The sequence below is a fragment of the Robertmurraya beringensis genome (assembly GCF_042433785.1).
Classification (GTDB): domain Bacteria; phylum Bacillota; class Bacilli; order Bacillales; family Cytobacillaceae; genus Robertmurraya_A; species Robertmurraya_A beringensis.
Map to the genome: position 1 here is coordinate 1 of NZ_JBHLUU010000127.1, position 21512 is coordinate 21512.

Annotated in this window: 13 protein-coding genes and 2 pseudogenes; 7 read left to right on the top strand and 8 right to left on the bottom strand. The window is 40.1% G+C overall.

All coding sequences use genetic code 11. From position 1 onward, the window contains the following. Positions 1 to 242: 242 nt before the first annotated feature. The 7 genes and pseudogenes from ACFFHF_RS22950 to ACFFHF_RS22980 all read left to right on the top strand — a co-directional run bounded on the left by ACFFHF_RS22950 (position 243) and on the right by ACFFHF_RS22980 (position 10319). Positions 243 to 482, top strand: a complete 240-nt coding sequence (locus ACFFHF_RS22950; protein ID WP_377059203.1) for a hypothetical protein — start codon at positions 243 to 245, stop codon at positions 480 to 482. A 157-nt stretch (positions 483 to 639) separates the two neighbouring features. Next, positions 640 to 2545 (top strand): annotated as a pseudogene (locus ACFFHF_RS22955) (putative thiazole-containing bacteriocin maturation protein). Further along, positions 2542 to 4488 (top strand): TOMM precursor leader peptide-binding protein, encoded by a 1947-nt coding sequence (locus ACFFHF_RS22960; RefSeq protein ID WP_377059155.1) that lies wholly within the window; start codon positions 2542 to 2544, stop codon positions 4486 to 4488. The pseudogene ACFFHF_RS22955 and the gene ACFFHF_RS22960 overlap by 4 nt, the downstream one beginning before the upstream one ends. Before the next feature lie 23 nt (positions 4489 to 4511). Beyond that, a pseudogene (locus ACFFHF_RS22965) lies at positions 4512 to 6090 on the top strand (SagB family peptide dehydrogenase). Positions 6091 to 6471: 381 nt separating this feature from the next. After that, positions 6472 to 7452 (top strand): NADPH:quinone reductase, encoded by a 981-nt coding sequence (locus ACFFHF_RS22970; RefSeq protein WP_377059156.1) that lies wholly within the window; start codon positions 6472 to 6474, stop codon positions 7450 to 7452. A 541-nt stretch (positions 7453 to 7993) separates the two neighbouring features. Then, positions 7994 to 8629, top strand: coding sequence for a 2OG-Fe(II) oxygenase (locus ACFFHF_RS22975; protein WP_377059157.1), 636 nt, complete (start codon positions 7994 to 7996; stop codon positions 8627 to 8629). Between the two features lie 334 nt (positions 8630 to 8963). Continuing rightward, positions 8964 to 10319, top strand: a complete 1356-nt coding sequence (locus ACFFHF_RS22980; protein ID WP_377059158.1) for an IS1182 family transposase — start codon at positions 8964 to 8966, stop codon at positions 10317 to 10319. Positions 10320 to 11199: 880 nt separating this feature from the next. Here ACFFHF_RS22980 and ACFFHF_RS22985 read toward each other — a convergent pair. The 8 genes from ACFFHF_RS22985 to ACFFHF_RS23020 all read right to left on the bottom strand — a co-directional run bounded on the left by ACFFHF_RS22985 (position 11200) and on the right by ACFFHF_RS23020 (position 21353). Beyond that, the gene (locus ACFFHF_RS22985) at positions 11200 to 11832 is read right to left on the bottom strand and encodes a nucleotidyltransferase family protein (protein ID WP_160548831.1); all 633 of its coding nucleotides are present in this window, start codon (positions 11830 to 11832) and stop codon (positions 11200 to 11202) included. 97 nt (positions 11833 to 11929) lie between these two features. Next, positions 11930 to 12409 (bottom strand): staygreen family protein, encoded by a 480-nt coding sequence (locus tag ACFFHF_RS22990; RefSeq protein WP_160548830.1) that lies wholly within the window; start codon positions 12407 to 12409, stop codon positions 11930 to 11932. Between the two features lie 79 nt (positions 12410 to 12488). Continuing rightward, positions 12489 to 13268, bottom strand: a complete 780-nt coding sequence (locus ACFFHF_RS22995) for a YybI family spore inner coat protein (protein ID WP_160548829.1) — start codon at positions 13266 to 13268, stop codon at positions 12489 to 12491. 85 nt (positions 13269 to 13353) lie between these two features. After that, positions 13354 to 14223, bottom strand: a complete 870-nt coding sequence (locus ACFFHF_RS23000; RefSeq protein ID WP_160548828.1) for an NAD-dependent epimerase/dehydratase family protein — start codon at positions 14221 to 14223, stop codon at positions 13354 to 13356. Positions 14224 to 14367: 144 nt separating this feature from the next. Further along, on the bottom strand, positions 14368 to 16815 hold the full coding sequence (parC, locus tag ACFFHF_RS23005; protein WP_377059159.1) for a DNA topoisomerase IV subunit A: 2448 nt from the start codon (positions 16813 to 16815) through the stop codon (positions 14368 to 14370). After that, the gene (gene parE / locus ACFFHF_RS23010) at positions 16812 to 18791 is read right to left on the bottom strand and encodes a DNA topoisomerase IV subunit B (protein ID WP_377059160.1); all 1980 of its coding nucleotides are present in this window, start codon (positions 18789 to 18791) and stop codon (positions 16812 to 16814) included. The genes parC and parE overlap by 4 nt, the downstream gene beginning before the upstream one ends. A 328-nt stretch (positions 18792 to 19119) precedes the next feature. Continuing rightward, complete coding sequence (locus ACFFHF_RS23015) at positions 19120 to 19533, bottom strand: CoA-binding protein (protein ID WP_160548827.1); 414 nt, start codon at positions 19531 to 19533, stop codon at positions 19120 to 19122. A gap of 98 nt (positions 19534 to 19631) precedes the next feature. After that, a complete protein-coding gene (locus ACFFHF_RS23020) occupies positions 19632 to 21353 on the bottom strand; it encodes a glycosyl hydrolase family 18 protein (RefSeq protein ID WP_160548826.1) in 1722 nt (573 codons plus the stop codon). Positions 21354 to 21512: the final 159 nt, after the last annotated feature.

A 21512-nucleotide genomic window follows, 5' to 3' on the forward strand; every position in this document is an offset into this window, starting at 1 on the left:
TTCTCATCAAAGAACAGAATGAATTCTGTTCTTTGATGAGAAGGCCACCAAGCAAAGCGCGGTAGTTACCCTTACGTTCTTACACTAGTAAACAAGTTAAATGCGACAACTATCTTGACAAACACCGTTTTTTCCAAATTAAATCTGCCCTTGGATAAATTATTTAGGAGGTTAAATAAGTGTACGAATTTCAAAATGAACTTCAATCGTTAAATCTCGGTGATTTCCAAGCTTCCCAACCAGTGACGTACGATCCAAACCAACTCTATGGAAATCAGGACCGTATAATCATAGGTGTGGGTGGTTTTGGCCGTTGTTCTAGTTGCTTTAGCAGCTGTTTTAATTGCTTTAATTGTTTCAGTTGTTTTAATTGCTTCAGTTGCTTTAACTGTTTTAATTGCGGTGGGCATCGATGCGGCGGTCATAATTGCGGAGGAGGCGGACACCGTTGTGGTGGAGGACATCGCTGCGGAGGAAGATAGTTTTCGTTTACTAATTGGTAACCCCGTTTGCTTAAAGAGAAGAGCCCTTGCAATTGTGCAGGGGCTCTTCTCTTTAAGTATTAACATAAGGGACAAATTGCAGTACATACGATAATAGTGATGATAATTAATGACGAGGACCTAAGGAGGAACGAAAGTGACAAATTTAACCCCTTCTGCGCGTCTGAAAGTAAAAAGGGACACGTTTTTTCTCCCATACCCAAACAGCGGTGTGTTTTTTCGGAACAATGTAAGCTCCTTCCGTATGGAAGGCAGTATGATCGATAAGTGGGTTGAAAAGTTAATTCCGATGTTTAATGGCCAGCACACTTTGGAGTATTTGACAACCGGATTAGCGGGTCCATACCGGGACAGAGTGTTTGAAATTGCAGAAACGCTGGTAAGCAACGGATTTGCTCGCGATGTAAGCCAAGACCGTCCGCATCAATTGACAGAACAGGTAATAAAAACACATGCTTCTCAAATCGAATTTGTCGATAACTTAATAGATTCAGGAGCGTTCCGTTTTCAATGCTATCGACAGTCGAAAGTGTTGGCTATAGGATCAGGGTCATTTTTTATTTCGTTGATTTCTTCGTTACTTACTTCCGGACATCCCAAGTTCAATATCCTGATAACGGATACTGATCAGACCAATAGACGACGATTGAACGAGCTTGTGGATCGTACCCGTAAAACAGACGATGAAGTGGAGATAGGGGAGCTTACCCAAAACAAGGAAAGAAATTGGCAGGAAGTGATGAAGCCATTTGATTACATTTTGTATGTTTCAGAAAAGGCTGATGTAGAGGAACTACGACTTCTACATAAGGTGAGCAGGGATGAGAAGAAGGTGTTTCTCCCTGCTATTTGTTTAGAACAGGTCGGGTTAGCAGGACCGTTGGTGCTTCCAAATTCAGAGGGGTGTTGGGAGTCTGCATGGAACCGACTTCACCAATCAGCTCTCATCAATGACCAGCCTTTTTCCGCCTATTCTCCGACAGCAGGATCCATGCTTGCCAATGTGATCGTATTTGAGTTGTATAAGCATGTTACAGGGGTGTCTGAAAAGGAACAGAAAGAACGATTCTTTCTCCTAGATTTAGAAACACTTGAAGGGAACTGGCATCCGTTCATTCCTCATCCACTAGTTACTGGACATCCGTCTGTTAGATTAGTAGAGGATATCGATGTAAGGCTGAAACAGAGAACAGAGGAACGTGATCCGAGTTCTTCACTTTAATCAGCTGACATCCAAAGTATCAGGGATTTTTCACAAATGGGAGGAAGGAGATTTAAAGCAGTTACCCTTATCGCAGTGCTCCGTTCAGGCAGCCAATCCATTAGCGGAGGGACCTGCTGACCTATTGCAGGAGAGGGTATGTTCAGCACTGACACATCAGGAAGCACGAATAGAAGCAGGGCTGACCGGAATAGAAATGTATGTCTCAAGAATGGCCGACATCCTAGAACTGCCTCCACAAGTAAAAGTAGCTGCTGGTGTTATGTTAGCGGAAGGGGTTTGCCGGGGGCTGCAAAAATGTTTGGAAGAAGAGTTACTCAGACAAAGCCGTGAGCCGAGCTATTCCGTATCTATAGTGAAGTTAAGGAAGGTAGAGGATCAACGCTGCTGTTTTTATTTGCAGTCCCTAACGACTATGCAAGGTGCACCGAACATTGCCTTAGGGGAGAATGTGTGGGGATTTCCGGTTGTGTGGGTTGGTACAAGAGACGGATGGTATGGCAGTGTAAATATGAATAGAACCTTGGCACTAAGAAACGCGCTGCAGCAGGCTATTGCAAAAGCTCAAAACCGTGAAGAATCGGTAACACCGCGATCATTGGAATTCACCTCATTATCTTTGGATGAAAAAGAACCGCAAAGAATAGAAATTCCTGCGTGTGAAGACAGCATTCAGTCCGAGGACCTACAGGAAGCGATTGAAGTCCTGAAACAGAATAGAAAGCAGCTTCAAGTGTATGAACTTGATGTAGAACCTTTTCTGAAACAGGAATTGGCAGGGGTATTTGGGGTATTGGTTCAAGAGGAGGGATTCAAGTGAGTGCTGTTGTGTTAGTGGTCGGAGAAGGGATATTGTCAGACCTCATATGTGAAGAGATGTCCTCTCAATACCTAGTGGTTCGTCAATCTAATTTCGAGAGCATCCTACCAGCCACCATCGATTTGGCATTGGTGTTGCAGGATGTCTGGAATCCCTCTGTTTTTCAACAAGCAGAACGGGTGTTTCGTCGTACCAACACTTCATGGCTGCGAGGTTTTGTTTCGTTTGGAGAGGGAATCATAGGTCCTCTGGTTCCGCCTGGTACCCCGGGCTGCACTCAATGTGTGGAGACAAGACGACTTTTGACAGGACACGACCGTAGAGACATGAGGGAGATGCAAAGGCGGTTAGAGTCAAATGGGGGAGTGCACCAGGAAGCTTGGGCATCACGTACTGGACTCCAACAGTTGGCTCACTTAATCGAAGCTGAAGTAAAAAGAATCATACAAGGAGAAGAGGCTTCCTATGAAGGAAAGGTCTGTTTTCTCCATCTGAAAACCTTGAATAGTTCTTGGCATAAGTTCCTGCCTGACCCTTTGTGTACCGTTTGTAGTTCAATACCAGACGATTCACCCGAAATGGCAGGTATTTCATTGAAAAATACTCCTAAATTTAATCGTGATCAATTCCGCACCCGTTCGTTAGATAGTCTGAGTACAGTTTTAGCGAAAGACTACCTAGATCCACGTACAGGGCTCTTAAATGAAAAACATGTAAACCTTGTTCATACATTTGCGGATGTAAGTGTTAATCTGCCTTTGTTCGAGGGAGATGAGGGAACAGCGGGCCGGACTAACTCCTTCGCGGTAAGTGAGTTAACGGCGATATTGGAAGGATTGGAGCGGTACTGTGGACTTCAGCCCCGTGGTAAACGGACTGTGGTCCATGATAGTTATAACATGTTGAAAAATCAAGCACTGCATCCGATTGAAGTAGGTGTGCACGAAAAAGAACAGTACCAAAGACCTGGTTTCCCATTTGAAGAATTTGATCCCGATCGCCCCATCAATTGGGTATGGGGATATTCATTTTTGCTGGAGCGTCCGATCTTGGTCCCCGAGTTACTGGCCTATTACAGTTTGGGCTGCGGATCGCGAGGGTTCGTTTACGAGACTTCCAACGGATGTGCGTTAGGAGGTAGTTTAGAAGAAGCTATTTTCTATGGTATTTTGGAAGTGGTGGAGCGTGATTCGTTTTTAATGACTTGGTACGCCAAGCTTCCTTTGCCGCGTCTTGATCCATACTCCACGGCAGATCAAGAGCTTCTGTTAATGATTGACCGGATGCAAACGGTTGGCGGATATGATTTACATTTATATAACTCGACCATGGAGAACGGAATCCCAAGTATTTTAGCCATCGCGAAAAATAGAAAGCAAACAGGTTTGAATCTGATTTGTGCAGCGGGAGCTCATTTGGACCCAATACGGGCTATAAAAACTGCCGTTCACGAGTTAGCTGGGATGATGCTGTCATTGGATGAGAAATTGGAGAAGAACAAGTCGGAGTATGTGCGTATGTTACATGACTCAAGCTTGGTAAGACAGATGGATGATCATGGGATGTTGTATGGATTACCGGAGGCCGAAGAGCGCCTAAAGTTTTTGCTAGAGGACAATCGCCCATTAAGAACCTTTAATGAGGAATATGGTTCTAGACGTACGCATTTAGATCTTACCGATGATTTACTGGAACTTCTCCAAGAATTTCGACGTTTAAACCTCGATGTTATTGTGGTGGATCAGTCGACACCGGAAACGCTTCGAAACAACCTATATTGTGTGAAGGTGCTGATTCCAGGAATGCTTCCGATGACATTCGGACAGCATCTTACACGAATAACCGGGCTCGAGAGGGTGTTAAGGGTCCCGATGGAATTGGGATATACAATGGAACCGCTGACGATCGAACAGCTTAATCCCCATCCTCATCCGTTTCCATAAGCAGTCACTAGGAGGCGATTGTTATGAATTGTGATGAGTTTCTGCATAATTTACATTTCGATATTGAAAAGGCAAGTATCCCGAATTGGGAAGTGGATTGGGAGGATGGACCACTTGCCTATAAACTATACCGCGGTTTGCCTGTCGTACCATTATCTTTAAATGTACCGTTGACACTCGAAGGTTCTAAACCTCCCAAAAAACCCGATCTTCATGAAATCAGTCATTTTCTTTGGTATGTCTACGGGCTGACTCAATTTAGTCATTCTGTTTTTTCATCGAGTTCTGGAGAGAACCACACAAACATGATGCAATCGTTCAGAAGATTTGCTCCTTCGGGTGGAGGGCTTTATCCAAACGAATTATACGTATATCTGAAAATTGATGATTTGCCAACCGGGGTGTACCATTACGATGTGGCACACCACCGCTTGATCTTGCTGCGAGAAGGCAATTTCGATTCATATATAGCCCGGGCTCTTGGTCATCGCTGTGACGTATCTTCTTGTTTTGGTACGGTTTTTGTGTCGACGATGTTTTGGAAAAATTTTTTCAAATATAATAACTTTGCCTACCGGCTGCAGGGGTTGGATGCGGGTGTATTGATGGGGCAGCTATTGGAAGTATCTAAACAGTTTAGTTGGGAATCGGGGGTGTACTTTCAATATCTTGATCGGGCCGTAAATCATTTGCTAGGTTTATCGGAAAAAGAGGAAAGCGTTTATGCTGCCATACCGTTATCGGTAGAACCGACCATTTGGTCAGTAAATGGGAGTGAACGGGAAAGAATGGTATCCTCAGAAGAGCTGATCCGGGAATTACAAGCGATTCAGCCTGATCACTATGTCCGCTCAAAGAAGGTAAAAGAATTTCCCATGTTAACCAAATTAAATCAAGCAGCCATGCAACATTCTCCTTCTTCGTTTGACTTAGTCAAGGAAAAGCGAAAGGTGAAAGCGGAAGGTCAACGGGTAGCTCTGCCAGAAACAGAGTGGATGTCCTATGATTTGGCAACTGCCTGTCAAAATCGATTTTCACCTAGCCTGGATTTCGTGTTGGGAAAAGTCAGTCAACAGTTAGTAGCTTATCTCTTACAGGAGACGACGAAACTCCTTTTCGTATCGAAATGATTTGGAAGCTGTGCATCATAACCATGAGCCACGCGTCACTCTAAGTGTTTGTATCTATAATGTGGAAGGGATCCCTAATGGTGCCTATCACTATGAACGTCATGCCCATGCACTAAGACCAATCCAACCCGGGGATCACCGACTCCTGCTCCAATCCGGGATGTCAATGGATAATGTCAATTTGCTCCAAGTCCCACTCTGCTTTCATGTGAGAGGACAGAAGGATTACGATAAAGATGCATTCGGATATAGAGGATATCGTATCCAGCAGATGGAGGCAGGTATGCTCGTGCAACGATTACTGATCGTTGCATCAGCGTTAGGATTAGGAGGACACCCACTCCTCGGATATGATGTAAAATTATGTGATCACCTGTATAGGTTGGATACTGGGGGGGATACGGCTCTCATCCAAATTCCCATTGGTCCTTATCAACAACGGCCTTGGTTAGTAGGAGGTTTGCATTGTTAAAAGCTTGCTTATATATACCCCATATAAAAGATGAGAATCTAGAGATTGCAATCAATAAACTAAAAATTTTTTATTAAAGTAAGGAGTATCCAAATATAATTAGTTAACATTATTTGTTATTTAATATCGATTACGTTCTGAAAATAAGTGTACAAATGTCTTTATTTTCACATATTGAATAAAAAACTCAAAAACGACGAAATTGATCTAGCTTTTACTATTTCCGCTGGTCTTCATAGTTCTGAAAATATCGATTATCGTACCTTATTTAAACCACCTAATAATTATGTGGTAGTATACGAGGATCATAGGCTTGCAAGTGAGCGGATTACTGTATATTTCACTTCGTAGTTTATAATAATTAATAAGGAGGTTCAGAACATGAAAGCAATTCAAGTTACACAATTTGGTGGACTAGATAAATTAGTATTTAAAGACGTTGAGGATGTAGTAGCAGGAAAGGGAGAGGTATGTGTCCGTTTATATGCAGCTGGCGTCAATCCAAGTGATACATACACATTAACAGGTACATATGCATTTAGTGTCCCTCATTTGCCTTATACCCCAGGATTAGATGGTGCAGGGATTGTAGAGGCAATTGGAGAAGGAGTCACAAATGTTCGTATAGGTGATCGTGTATTTATTGCGTCCTTAATACGAAGAAAAAGTACAGGAACATTTGCACAAAAAGTAGTATGTGATGCAACCTTGGTTCATCCATTACCTGAACATGTATCTTTTGAACAAGGTGCGGCATTAGGGGTACCTGCTTTAACCGCATATCGTGCACTGTTTCAACGTGCATATCTGAAGCCTGGTCAAACCGTGTTTATTCATGGAGCCAGTGGTGGGGTTGGATTACAGATTGTGCAAATGGCGAAATCTCATGGTGCTAAAGTGATTGGAACAGCAAGCAAACCAGAGGGTAAAAAAATGGTTCAGCAAGCTGGTGCAGATTTTGTCATTGATCATGTAACAGAAGATACGATTGAAGATGCGAGAGCCTTACTGAATGGCAATGGACCAGATGTAATTATTGAGTTTTTAGCTAATAAGAATTTAGAAACAGATTTAAAGCTTATTGCACCATTTGGTAAAATTGTAATTGTAGGAAACCGTGGTTCAATAGAAATAAATCCACGTCTTGCAATGCAAAAGGAATGTGATATTTTAGCAACAGCTCTTTGGAATGCACCAAAAGATGAATATGATCAAAGTATCCATGGTGTAATTGGCATGCTAACAAGTGGTGCACTTCGTCCGATCATTGGGAGAACTTTGCCTCTCCAACAAGTGTCGCAGGGTTTTGAACAATTAATAAAAGGTATAGGAAATGGTAAACTTATTTTAATAATTGACTAATTAGTTTGGATGCATCATTTTACCTTGTAGAAAATGGTGGTCATTTTCGAGGAGATGATGGTTTCATTACTAATAAATAATTAGGATGTTACCTTTTCTTCGTTACACTTAAAATTAAATTTGACCCGATTCGAAGAAGATGCGGGGATATACACAAAAAGACAACCTTTAAATTAAATGGTTGTCTTTTTGTGTTAAGTTTTTAAACATTGTTAAACATGAATATAAGTATAAGGAAGATATATATAAAGTCATTATTAGTAACAAATTTAAGTCCTCTCGCCTTATAACCACTTATATTATGTGTATCTCGAACGGGAATTTTTGAATAATCTTAATTTTTTGTCATAAACCGATCAATCCTGTATAGTTAATTAATGGGTATGTCTAAATTGAAACTTGGAGTACTTTTAGAGATTTTTCTATATAAGTATTGACATGAGGTAGGTGGCCTTTTTGGGACTTCTTGTAAAAAATTTCAACCCAAGTTCATATCTAGTTATTACGAAACAATTAACTCTGTAATTAAGGATGATGCGAGTTGAAAATTAAAGAGCAAACAATTTTTAACCACAAAGGAAACAGGATTAAAACTGAAGACAAAGAGATTAAGATTATTGCTAAATTAGAAGAACCGTTGATAGTTGTCCTAGGAGATGTGCTAAGTGAGGAAGAATGTAATGCATTAATTTCTTTATCAAAAGACAGGGTGGAACGTTCAAAAATCGGTGCTACTCGTGAAGTTGATTCTATAAGAACAAGTAGTGGGATGTTTTTTAAAGAAGGAGAAAGCGAACTTGTTACAAGAATTGAAAAGAGAGCATCACAAATTATGAATATCCCTTATGAACACGGAGATGGCCTACACATTCTTAACTATCAAGTAGGGCAAGAGTATAAGGCACATTTTGATTTTTTTTCATCCCAAAATAAACAGGTGTCAAATCCAAGGATAAGCACTCTTGTCATGTATTTAAATGATGTAGAAGAGGGAGGGGAAACATATTTCCCTAAACTGAATTTGAAAATTAACCCTCAAAAAGGAATGGCTGTGTATTTTGAGTATTTTTATGAAGAACAAACGTTAAATGAATTGACGTTTCACGGAGGTGCTCCAGTAATAAAAGGGGACAAGTGGGCTGCGACTCAGTGGGTAAGGCGTAGGAAGATGATTTAATAGCGTCAACCTTCATAATTTAAAGGTTATCTTAACTAACATATATAACTTAAGAAACACCCTTTGAAGAACAAGGCGTCCGCTTTTGCATTTCAAAGGGTGTTATTTGTCTATACATTTTTTAAAATTTAAATAAAGCTATAACTTTATTAATTAGAACATTCGGCTAGTGGGACAACTGGACTTTTTCCAATTATCCAATTAATTGAATTAATTTCATAATTATGAGCCCTACGGGCTCAAGGCTTCTAAGAACTAAAAAAAGGAGTACCTCCCCAAAATGTCGAAAAGAGTAAGTGACCAAACAAACTCAAAGACTGGAGGAAGACTCCCTATGACTATTATACGACAAGGAAGCCTATTTGGACTACAAGAATTATATAACTTAGAACCTACCCAACGCTTTGATGCAATTTTTTCAGCTATTGACATCGAGCCAATCTTCGCTTTAGTCACGAAGAAGTCTCGTTTTGGTAGACCTGTTGAACTCAACTATGCCGCTATGATTTATTCCTTAGTTGCTAGACTGACAGAACGGATTCCATTCGTTAAAGATTTAGTAAAGCGATTAAAAAATGATATGATTTTTCGACTGGACTGTGGTTTTTTAGTTTCCGATACAGTACCATCAGAATCAGCTTATTCAAGGATGATTACTCTCATCAGTGAATCCAATGTCTTGGAAAAAGTTCAGGAAACGCTTCTCCATCAAGCGATCACAGAAGGGTTTATTTCGGATGATACCGTTGCGATTGACGCTACACACTTTGAAGCAAAAGATCAGGCACCTCCGAAGGAGGAAAAGCCCACATCCGAACCTAAAAAGCGTGGTCGAAAATCAAAGGAAGAACGTGAACAATGGTTGATTGAGAAAACAGAACTTGAGACCAATCTTCCTCTATTTGAAAAGAAAATTGAGGATCAATTGGACGTTCCCTTATCCGATCTTCGCACTGAAATCCCCCAAGACCCACAATGGGGTGTGAAGAAGAACAGTGAAGGGAAAAATGTGTTTTGGTACGGCTATAAAGCACATTTAGCTGTAGGGACTACAAGTCAATACATTCTTCAATCCGTTTTTTCATCTGGTAATCTGAATGATGGTAAAGCAGCTATTCCTTTATTAAAAGGGATTCAAGAACGTGTGTCCCTACCAACCTTACGCTATGAAACAATGGATGCTGGATACGATTACGAACCTATATATACTCAGATTCATCTAATGGGACATCAGTCTGTTATTGCCTATAATAAAAGAAATGAGCCTGAACCTATTGGCTTTGATAAATATTTCGCTCCTACTTGTGTCCGTGAACATTCGTACCGTTATGATAGTTTCGATTCGAAATATGAAACACTAAAGTATACTCGGCCAAAGGAATGCAAAGACTGCCCTTTAGCTAACGATGGTCTTTGCCAAAAAGTATACAAAGTGAAAATCACCACTGATTTAAGAAAGTATACTGCACCAGCTCGCGGATCGAAGGTATGGAAAGAAATATTTAAACGCCGTACTGCCGTGGAACGTGTAAATGCTTATCTCAAGCAGTATTTTCAACTAAACCATGTTCGTTATCGTACTGGAAAACGTGCCAAAGTTCATTTTGACCTAGTGACCCTAGTTTATAATGCTTCTAAATTAGCTGTAGATCGAATAAATGCCACGATAAGTCACCAACTAGCTGCCTGAAATATAGGCTGTGCGAGCCACTCTTGATTTCCAAACCTGTTGATTGGAGCGGAAGGCGGCGACTCCTGCGGGAAAAGCGTGGCCAGGTGAGACCCCGCAGGAGCGAAGTGACGAGGAGGCTCACGGACCGCCCGCGGAAAGCGTCCGCCTGTAGCGGAAATCAACATCCATAATCAACAGGTATAAAACTAAGAAATTTTCAAGTAACAAATATTCTGTTAGTCTGTGTTTCTTTAAAATAGTCAATTATGAAATTGATTCAATTTGTTTAAATAACAATTAGAAATATAATAATTTTCAAGTGTGTTACTTAATAATTGTAATGGAATACCTATTTTAGAGAAGTTTGAAAGTGTGGCAGTAATGTAGGTACAATGTTGGTAAAGATAACAAGGCGTTGTTTGTTGCAGCACCTATGGGTCCTAAAGGAACAACCAGAAGTCTATCTGCAAGAGCAATCGATATTATGTAGGAGGATTACTTCACGGTATAAAAGGGGAAGAGATTGTTTAAATAAATTTTATATTTTCTAGTTTACATAATATCTATTATACACAGTTCTATGAAGAGAGACGGAAGGGGTCTCAATAACTAAGTATACTTAAAATAGTGAGACGGAATTTGAATTTTTAATCTGAGACTACTGTTATAATGTTAATCTGCGCTACAGTAAATCAAATTGTTAGTAATCTAGATAATAATTTGATTTAGTTATTTAGCGTCTACTAAGTGTTTTATAACTCTAAGCAAAATACTAACGATCTATATTCGATCTATCCAGATCTTAATATTATTAATTAAGTTTACATAATATTATTATATAAAACTTATCTTTTGAATACACGCTCAGTCAAAAATGACTAAGCGCATCATACACAACTTATAATTCCAATTGATTTTTAACTTGTTCATAGTGCTTGGTTGATAACGCTTGCTGTAAAAATGTTTGATTTGTGCCATTCCGATTTAGAGCCTGTATGATAGCTGCTACACGATCGGTACGTTCTCTGCGTAAGTTGGATTCTAACTGAACTTCTAATGGTACGGTTTGAAACGTAAAATCATTTAACGTTATCGGTTTTGCCAGTTCCCATATATATTGCCCACCTTCCCAAATTCCTTCTCCATCCTTTGAATCGGGTATTCCAGCCGAGTTCATGATATGAACAGCCTCTACCTCACAACCATTTATCTTCCATTTCCCTTTTTTCCAAGAAAAGCCCCACGGAAACGTTTGCGTAAACGTAGGCACCTCTATAGATGATTTCCAATGTAAATCATCTATAGATTGGTTGCATTTTACCTGGTGGGCATACTTTTCAAAGATTTTGGCGAATAGCTCTACCCCACTCTCAGTTTTTGTATATATGTCGATATCATTTGCTTCCAATTCACAGCCTTGAAGTACAGAACCTGCAGAACCTACTAGCATCCAGTCCACTTGCAAACCACTTAACCGAATCTCAATGCTGATCTTCTCAAGTGTTTGCATTAACTCGTTCTTATCCATCATTATCCCACCCATCAATAAACTTTCCCTTATATATTCGATTAACTGGTGAGAAGTCCTTCCCAAAACAAAAAAACCTAACGGAATGTCAGGTTTGAGGCTATACAACTCGCTGTTTAAGGGCGGTTGTTAAGTAATATCTAGGAGTGCCGAAGTACATGTACTGGTTATATTGTGGGTAGGAAGACTCGAATTGTATATATATCGGTGAGTCTAATAACCATGGATAATTTTGATAGAATTTTTGGTCACCATATACCATTGCTGTGAGTGCTAATGGTAGCTCTTTTTGGAAAATATGAAAGCGAATCAACGCATAATTTTCGTCGAATTCTCCGTTCGTAACATACACTTTCCCTAATAATGTGTATTGACCCATAACTGGTTTCCACTCTGCTAACACTTCATCTCGAAATTTGCTATTTACCGCATCATAATCGTAGCAATATCCAATTGTTAAAAATAACTCACCTGTTACGTCTGAATGCGTTAAGGTATATTTTCTCTCATCTACAGGTTTAAAGGGTGTTGCTGGTGGAAAGTATGTCACATTTAACATAGCCGGATCAAACTTACTCATGTAAGCCTCACTCCCCTGGATGAAGAAGTAGTATTTCCTACTGTATTTTATGTGATTGAATGTTAAATGTGACAACAGCCTATTTTTTCTTCTTCGTTGTATTCCTACGTAATTCCATAACATTCGTATCAAGGAGCTTCCATTGTGCGTTTTCATACAACCAAGATGACTCCACATACGCAATCGAATCGGCATTATAGGCACCGCTAATTCGTTGGGAACCTTTTAAGCCCAATTGATTCCCAGTCACTTTAACAGGTTTTAGCGTTCCAAACGGAAGGACCATGAGCTCTGCAGGTTCATTTAGTTTGCCATTATGATATAATCCAAGCCGCTCGTAATCTTTTGCTCTATTTCTTAAGTCAAACTGATACGACTCATTCGTATTTTCTATAGTCATATTGGCTTTATATCCATTTAGAAAAGAAGTCTGAATAACCAGTGGTGCAGGTACGGTTAAATCGGTTAACTGATCATCCTTAACTGTATATAAATAATGATTAGATAATCCGCCACTTCCACCCGTGTTAACCGCTAGGAATAGGTCTTTTACGCCATCATTGTTCAGATCTTTGAAGTCTATTCGTGGTTCGTATCCACCTTCAAGATTGATTTTATGGTCTTTTCCAGTTGCCGAAAGGATTTCCAATGTTATAGAACGTAAGAAGATTGCTCCTTCCTCAAAGGGCTCCCCCTTCACATATATCGTATCAAGTTTTCCATCTCCGGTAACATCCATTTGTTCTTTTACGATGACACTTTCAAGCATGTTAGCTTCCTCTACTGCATATACGCCTGTGATCGCGGACAGTGACATAAAAAAGAAGGCAGCAAAAGCAAACAATAGCTCTTTCTTCATTTATAATTCCTCCCTGAGCAATATCATTATTTTATTTTGCCCATAAGTGGAAAAAAGATGTAGAAAAAACAAATATAACAAAAAATTAGTTTGCTAAATGTTTAATAAGTGAGGGTAACCAATCTGATAGATTACTAAAACGAAACCCAAGCTCGCTTGCCTTAGCGTTGCTCATATTCCAGTTGTTTTCAATACCATATGGTGAGTGTTCAGTCGAGTCAAAAGTACTTGGCAGAATGGCCTTCTTGCCAACCTCGCCTTCTATAAGTATCATCAATTCTGCCATTGATATCTCCTCGTTTGCACAGGCATTGATGGGGCCATTGAAATTTTGCTCACTTACCCAGACAAGAAAGTTCCCTGCTTCCTTTTGATGAATGAATCCCATTTTGGCTTGTAAGTTCGGAAATCCGATCATAGACCCTTCCTTTGTTCGATTAATATGTAGAAGTAAACGTTCCGTGTAATCATGCTCTCCGAGAACAATGGGAATTCTAACAGCAATCACAGGAAAATCTGCCTCTTGGAAGAATACCGCCTCCGCCTGTCGTTTTCCTTCTTGATAGGTAACTTTGTCTGGTGGTGTATCAGAAATTGGATATGAATATGGATCAAAGTCTGCTTCTACCACATTTTCAGCATAATGATAAACGGACATCGTGGAAGTGAAAATGTATGTATGAATTTTGTCAGTAAGTGCTTGAATGGCAATTCTCGCATCTCTAGCGTTAAAGCAAATCTGATCAAATACAACATCCCAATTTCTCCCACTAACAGCTTCCTTCACAGAATCTAAATCAAATCGGTCAACTTTGAGTGTTTCAACTCTGTTCTCAAATGGAACCTCACTGTTTTGTCTTGTTGCCACAGTAACTTTTACCCCTTTGTTAAGCAACTCTTGAACTAAATTAACTCCGAAAAATCTAGTTCCCCCAAATACTAAAGCCGTTTTCATTCGATTATCTCCTCCTCAAGATTACTTAAATCATATTTATATATATTCAATCACTACCGCTTATTCACCTTTCTGCCCTTTTGTTAAAAAGTAAAAGACCAAATCGTAGGGATTTGGCCTTTTACACGTTTATGATGAGCTTTTTTAGTCTTTTGTAGCTTCGTTAACTTCTTTTTGAGCAACCGACCATACAGTTTTTGCTTTGCCAGCATCGGTTTCATCAATAATAAAGGATCCGTTTGAGTAACGGTCATTATGTCTTAGATCAGAAGCACGAACTTCTTCGACATGACCTTTTTCTGTACTCACAAAGATTTGGTCTTCTTCGCTAACGATAACTGCACCGATCACTCGGTGTGGGTTCGCCTTTAATTCTCTTAGCATGACCACGCCGCGCTTGGCACGTGAAGTAATTTCAAATTCATCTAACTTCATCTTTTTGATGGCACCGCGCTGAGTCACAATCACAAGACTTTGAGAACGGGGATCATCGACAATTTTACCAGCTGTTAAATAATCGCCATCCTTTAGGTTCATTCCTTTCACACCTGCAGCTCTAGCGCCAACGATACTGACTTCGTCTTCAGCAAAACGTAAACCGTACCCTAAATGAGTCGTTAATAGCAACTCCTTCGTACCATCCGTTTCATGAACATCAAGTACTTCGTCGTCATCCTTTACATTAATCGCGACGAGTGGCTTTGAATATCTTTGAGCTTTATATGCCTTCAGTTCGGTTTTCTTAACCATTCCATTTTTCGTAATGAATAACAAGAATGCTTCCTTCTCAAAGTCTTTAACAGGAAGTACCCTTATAATCGTTTCGTTACGGTCAATTGGAACAAGATTTGCAATATGTTGACCGAGGTCCTTCCAACGAATATCAGGAAGTTCATGCACTGGACAGTACAAGTAATTCCCTTTATTCGTAAATAACAGAACCACATCGGTTGTGTTCATATCAAGCTGTGCGAGTAATTGGTCGGAATCTTTCATCCCGAAATCCTGACCATTCGATGCAGCATACGACCTTGGGCTAGTACGCTTAATATAGCCTTCCTTCGTTACAGTGACAATCACATCTTCGCTTGCTACCATAACCTCAAGATTGATCTTAATTTCCTCAATCTCCGCTTCAATTATGGTACGACGTTGATCGGCAAAGCGTTTTCGAACATCCTTTAACTCTTTTTTAATCACAGAAAGAAGCTTGCTTTCACTTTCTAAAATAGCAGTTAGTTCCTCAATTTTCTTAGCAAGTTCATCTGCTTCATTTTGAAGAGCGGTAATATCTGTGTTTGTTAAGCGATAAAGCTGTAAAGAAACGATTGCTTCGGATTGTGCTTCGGTAAAACCAAATTTCATAATCAAGTTGTCTTTTGCATCACGCTTATCTTTTGATCCACGAATGGTTTGGATAACTTCATCTAAGATGGATAAAGCTTTCATTAATCCTGCTACGATATGTTGGCGGTCTTTCGCCTTTTGTAAATCAAATTGAGAGCGACGAGTGACGACTTCCTTTTGGTGCTCAATATACGCATCGAGAAGCTGTGTAAGGCCCATAAGCATCGGACGACGATGATGGATAGCAACCATGTTAAAGTTGTAGGCAATTTGAAGGTCTGTGTTCTTGTATAAATACATTAGTACACCTTCAGCATCCGCTTCTTTTTTCAATTCAATCACGATACGAAGTCCTGTACGATCCGTTTCGTCACGAACCTCAGACATACCTTCTATTTTACGGTCTAAACGGAATTCATCCATCTTTTTCACAAGGTTTGCTTTGTTTACTTCAAAAGGAATTTCTGTAATAACAATTTGCTGCTTACCGCCACGAACCGTTTCAATTTCTGCTTTTCCGCGAACAATGATTTTTCCTTTACCCGTTTCGTAAGCCTTTTTGATTCCGTCTACCCCTTGAATGATTCCACCAGTTGGAAAGTCAGGTCCTTTTATCACAGTCATTAAATCATCAACGGTACAATTCGGCTGATCCATCCTCATGAAGACACCATCGATGATCTCATTCAAATGATGCGGAGGGATTTCTGTGGCATATCCAGCAGAAATTCCTGTAGAACCATTAACGAGAAGGTTAGGAAACATCGCTGGAAGTACGGTCGGTTCATTGGCTGTATCATCGAAGTTTGGTATGAAATCGACCGTTCTTTTGTCAATATCACGCAATAATTCCGACGAAATTGCACTTAAACGGGCCTCTGTATAACGCATCGCAGCTGGTGGATCTCCATCGATGCTACCGTTGTTTCCATGCATTTCAACAAGAAGATTACGTAGCTTCCAGTCTTGACTCATACGTACCATGGCATCGTACACAGAGGAATCTCCGTGTGGGTGATAGTTACCGATAACGTTACCGACTGTTTTAGCCGATTTACGAAACCCTTTATCGTTTGTATTTCCTTCAACATGCATCGCATAGAGAATTCGTCTTTGTACTGGTTTTAAACCGTCCCTTGCATCAGGCAAGGCACGGTCTTGAATAATATATTTACTATATCTTCCGAAGCGATCACCAATGACCTCTTCAAGTGGTAAATCGCGAAATTTTTCTGTCAAACTCACTGTTCAGTAACCTCCTCAGCAACAGAAATATTTTCATTTTCTAAAATACTTCCGTCTTCCTCTAAACCGAAGGCTACATGTGTTTCAATCCACTTTCGGCGAGGCTCAACCTTATCGCCCATTAATGTAGTCACACGACGTTCTGCTCGAGCAGCATCATCAATGCGCACACGAATTAATGTTCTTGTATCAGGATTCATCGTTGTATCCCAAAGCTGGTCAGCGTTCATCTCACCTAGTCCCTTGTACCGTTGAATCATATAACCCTTACCAACCTTTTTAATGGCTGATTGTAAATCGTCGTCGCTCCATGCATACTCAATAATTTCTTTCTTACCTGTTCCTTTACTCACTTTATAAAGCGGTGGAAGGGCGATGAATATTCTTCCAGCTTCAAGAAGAGGTTTCATGTAACGGTAAAAGAATGTAAGGAGAAGAACTTGAATATGAGCACCGTCGGTATCGGCATCGGTCATAATAACAACTTTATCGTAGTTGATATCGTCAATATTAAAATCTGCTCCAATTCCACCACCGATAGCATGGATGATCGTATTAATCTCTTCATTCTTAAAGATATCCTGTAATTTTGCTTTTTCTGTATTAATAACTTTTCCTCGAAGTGGAAGGATCGCTTGGAATCGACGGTCACGACCTTGTTTAGCAGATCCTCCGGCAGAGTCACCCTCAACTAAGTAAAGCTCATTTTTCTGAGGATTTCTAGATTGGGCCGGCGTTAACTTCCCTGACAAAACAGCCTCAGAGCGTTTCCTTTTCTTCCCGCTTCGTGCTTCTTCTCTAGCTTTCCGAGCGGCTTCACGAGCTTGATACGCTTTTATTGCTTTACGTATCAATAACGTACTGGTCTCCGGGTTTTCTTCTAAAAAGTAAGACAAATACTCAGAAACAACCGAGTCTACAGCAGAACGTGCTTCGCTCGTTCCTAGCTTTCCTTTTGTTTGTCCTTCAAATTGAAGAAGTTCTTCTGGAACACGCACGGAAATAATGGCTGCAAATCCTTCTCGTATATCCGCTCCATCCAGGTTTTTATCCTTTTCTTTTAACAGGCCGATTTTACGAGCGTATTCGTTAAATACACGAGTCATGGCTGTTTTAGCACCAGCCTCATGTGTTCCACCGTCTTTTGTACGAACATTATTGACGAAGGATAGAACATTTTCCGAATATCCATCATTGAATTGGAAAGCGTAATCCACTTCAATTCCACCGCTCGTCCCTTCGAAGCTGATAACTGGGTGTAAGACGTCCTTTTCCTCGTTCAAATATTGAACAAACGCCTCAATTCCATTTTCGTAATGGAAAATCTCGTGGAAGTCATTACGGTCATCAATAATTTCTATTTTCATGCCTTTTAAAAGAAAGGCAGATTCTCTCAAGCGTTCACACAATGTTTCATAATTGTAGGTGGTCGTTGAAAAAATGGACGTATCCGGCTTAAAGTGAATCGTCGTACCGGTTTGATTCGTTTTTCCTACTTTCTCTAAAGTAGTCACAGGTTTTCCACCGTTTTCAAAACGCTGCTCGTAGACAAAGCCATCTCGCTTAATCTTTACCACGAGCCACTCGCTCAATGCATTTACAACCGATGCACCTACACCGTGTAACCCACCACTTGTTTTATACCCACCTTGACCGAATTTTCCCCCTGCGTGAAGGACAGTTAAGATGACCTCAGGAGTGGGTTTTCCCATTTTGTGCATACCCGTTGGCATACCACGCCCTTTGTCCTGCACACTTATGGAATTATCTTTGTGAATTTTTACGGTTATATGGTCTCCATGACCTGCTAATGCTTCATCAACAGAATTATCTACTATTTCATACACCAAATGGTGAAGCCCTCGTGAATCTGTACTACCAATGTACATTCCTGGGCGTTTACGAACCGCATCTAACCCCTCTAGTACTTGAATGGCATCATCGTTGTATTCAAACGTTCCTTGATTTTTTGCCACGTATAATACCCCTTTCCTTCCGTGCCAGCCACATGTCTCTATCTATGTAATGGACCTGAACGTCTTTATACCTATTCGTTCTTACAAGTAAATTATCCTTTAAATATTATGAAACGAAGACTACAGAACGAATGTTCTCATCTCGTATTTTATCACATTTTTTAAGACACCTATGCTTTATTGTATATATTTCTTTTGATTTGGCAAATGGATATTTTAAAAACAAAAGTATTTTAGACGAATATTCTTCGATTACAGAAATGTTTATAAAGCCTATAATAAAAAGAAAAACACTCTAATCTTAATGACTAGAGTGAAGGAGAAAAAATTATTTTGTCAAAGCATGTTCTACTTTAATGCATCGATTCATAACGACCGTGTAGCCTTTGCTTTTTAAAAATTCGAACGCTTCTTCATTTTCTAATCCTAGTTGTGCCCAAAATACATCCGCATCGATTTGATCGAACTCTTTTGCCACTTCTGGCAGGAATTCCGATCGTCTAAACACATTCACTATGTCTACATGGCCTTCAATATCAGTCAACTTCGCTACGGCTTTAATACCAAACACTTCATCTACGGTAGGGTTAACTGGAATAATTTCATATCCAGCATTTTTCATAGCTTCAGAAACCATGTAAGAGGTACGTTCTGGATTATTGCTTATTCCAACAACAGCGATTCGCTTTGCCTTTTTTAAGATTTGCCCCAATTCTTCACGGCTCGGATACTCGATTGGCATCAAACTCACTCCTCTTAATTTTTGTTTAGTATGCCCTTACATTCTTTAATCATAGCCAATTGAATGATAAAAGGCTAGGAGAAACTCCTAGCCACGCATTACTTTTTCACTATTTGCTGATTAAAAGTTTGTAGAGCGGTCCATGCTGTTTCATCGGCAAAATATCTGGACCAGCTCGCCACCCCCGCAAGGTCATACTTTACCGCTAAAATCGTTCTTGCGGTAAGAGACTGTTCATCTTCAAGCCATACCTTATAGGTAGTCGCCTGATCGGGAACATAAAGCTCGGCATAATTTTGTCCGCTAGCTGCATCATAGATAGGAGTTAAGTTATTTGTGGTTAACCATTCTTTGATTTGCGCCATGCTTTTGGATTTGGAGGAAACTTCACCGCTGTCTTTGATTTCCCATAGTCTTGTGTAAAGCGGAATACCTAAAATCAGCTTTTCATTTGGAACGATTTCCAAGAGCTTTTGAAGGTTGGTTTCAACCCATGGAAGGCTTGCTACGCTCCCGGCTTTTGGCGAGGAACCCCAATGCTCATCGTAGGCCATAATCGCAAGATAGTCGACAATTTCTGCAAGCTTATCACGTTCATAGAAAGCAGACCAATTACCTTCTGCCATAAATGTAATGTCCATGGAAACAATTAAGCCTGCTTCATGTAAGTAGGGTGTTGCCTCTCGGACAAATTGTGTCACAAGTGGCCCGTCTTCTTCTCTTACATTTTCAATATCAATATTGATTCCGTTCAGCTCGTATAACTGACTGTAATGTAGGAGCTCTCGAATCATCTTCTGTCTCGTCTCGTAATCCTTAAAGGCTGCGTGAGTTAGGTCAGGATCAAACGCGTTGGAGAATAGTCCCCAGACTTGATAGCCCTGTGCCTTTGCCCATTTCGAGTACTCCAGAGAAGCAAGGTTCCCGATGGTTCCCGTTTCGTCCTTTAGTTCGAACCAGGTTGGTGAAACAACGTTTACTCCGTTCATTACAGGAATCATAGTAGTATCTGGGTTTTTCGTATACACTGCTTCCCAAGTAAGGTTGATCGGTCCTTCAAAGGTTGGAGTATTTACAGCTTCCTTTTCATATTCTACATTGATGGTTACCTTATCCTGTGTTTCAATTAAGTCCTTAGATATAAATCCAGCAACTCCGTCTATTTTTCTAACAAAATAGAATTCTTCCTTCTCATCTTCAATCCAAATCTTTTCCCCGTTTGATACATCTGCAACATAAGGAGATTGTAAGGTTGCGTCTGTACGCAGTCGAAGTTTTTCCTCGTGAACATCCTCATTCGTAACCACAGCATTTTGAAGAGTATCTCCATCCTTTTCAATCCATACGGCATTTGAGTTTTCAAGTACACGGTACGTAACAGGATAAAACTGAATGACTGGGTCAAGCGCTACATATAATTGGCCTTGTTCATCTACTAATGGAGCAAATTGGAGTTCAACCGGCTTCTCATTTATAAAATAGGTTAAGGACTCTGTAGGCATTTGTACCACTTTATTAGAGGTAGTAATGATGATTGAGTTTGATTTTTCATCAAACGCGATACTATCATCAATATTCTCCTTCAAAAAGTCTAACGATACATAGACGCTTTCGCCTTCTATAATCGCATTTCCTTGTTGTTTCCCTTGAAATAGAACAGGATTTTCTCCCGTGAAGTAGCTTGTTTTTTCGCTTGAAGCAAAAGGATAGAAGAATAATAGAATACTAGAGATAATCACAAGTATTGATGCAATGAGCCCTGTGATGGTCCATCCCTTTGATACAACCGGTTTTTTCTTATATGTTTCTAGACGTGCCATGTTTCACTCTCCCTTACCTTCATCGTACCCGAAAAGATGATCTTTTGAAAAGAGGGTTTCGACATTCGTTCATTTTAGCCTCTAAATATGACGATTGAATAACAAAAAAGTTACGAGAATATAATGGAAAAAACCAATTGGACATGGTTTTTTAAGCGA

What these genes read in the sequence shown, in the direction of transcription:
- ACFFHF_RS22970 (WP_377059156.1), top strand. Translation starts at nt 6,472, where the DNA reads ATGAAAGCAATTCAAGTTACACAATTTGGTGGACTAGATAAATTAGTA.
- ACFFHF_RS22980 (WP_377059158.1), top strand. Translation starts at nt 8,964, where the DNA reads ATGACTATTATACGACAAGGAAGCCTATTTGGACTACAAGAATTATAT.
- ACFFHF_RS22985 (WP_160548831.1), bottom strand. Translation starts at nt 11,832, where the DNA reads ATGATGGATAAGAACGAGTTAATGCAAACACTTGAGAAGATCAGCATT.
- ACFFHF_RS22990 (WP_160548830.1), bottom strand. Translation starts at nt 12,409, where the DNA reads ATGAGTAAGTTTGATCCGGCTATGTTAAATGTGACATACTTTCCACCA.
- ACFFHF_RS22995 (WP_160548829.1), bottom strand. Translation starts at nt 13,268, where the DNA reads ATGAAGAAAGAGCTATTGTTTGCTTTTGCTGCCTTCTTTTTTATGTCA.
- ACFFHF_RS23000 (WP_160548828.1), bottom strand. Translation starts at nt 14,223, where the DNA reads ATGAAAACGGCTTTAGTATTTGGGGGAACTAGATTTTTCGGAGTTAAT.
- ACFFHF_RS23015 (WP_160548827.1), bottom strand. Translation starts at nt 19,533, where the DNA reads ATGCCAATCGAGTATCCGAGCCGTGAAGAATTGGGGCAAATCTTAAAA.
- ACFFHF_RS23020 (WP_160548826.1), bottom strand. Translation starts at nt 21,353, where the DNA reads ATGGCACGTCTAGAAACATATAAGAAAAAACCGGTTGTATCAAAGGGA.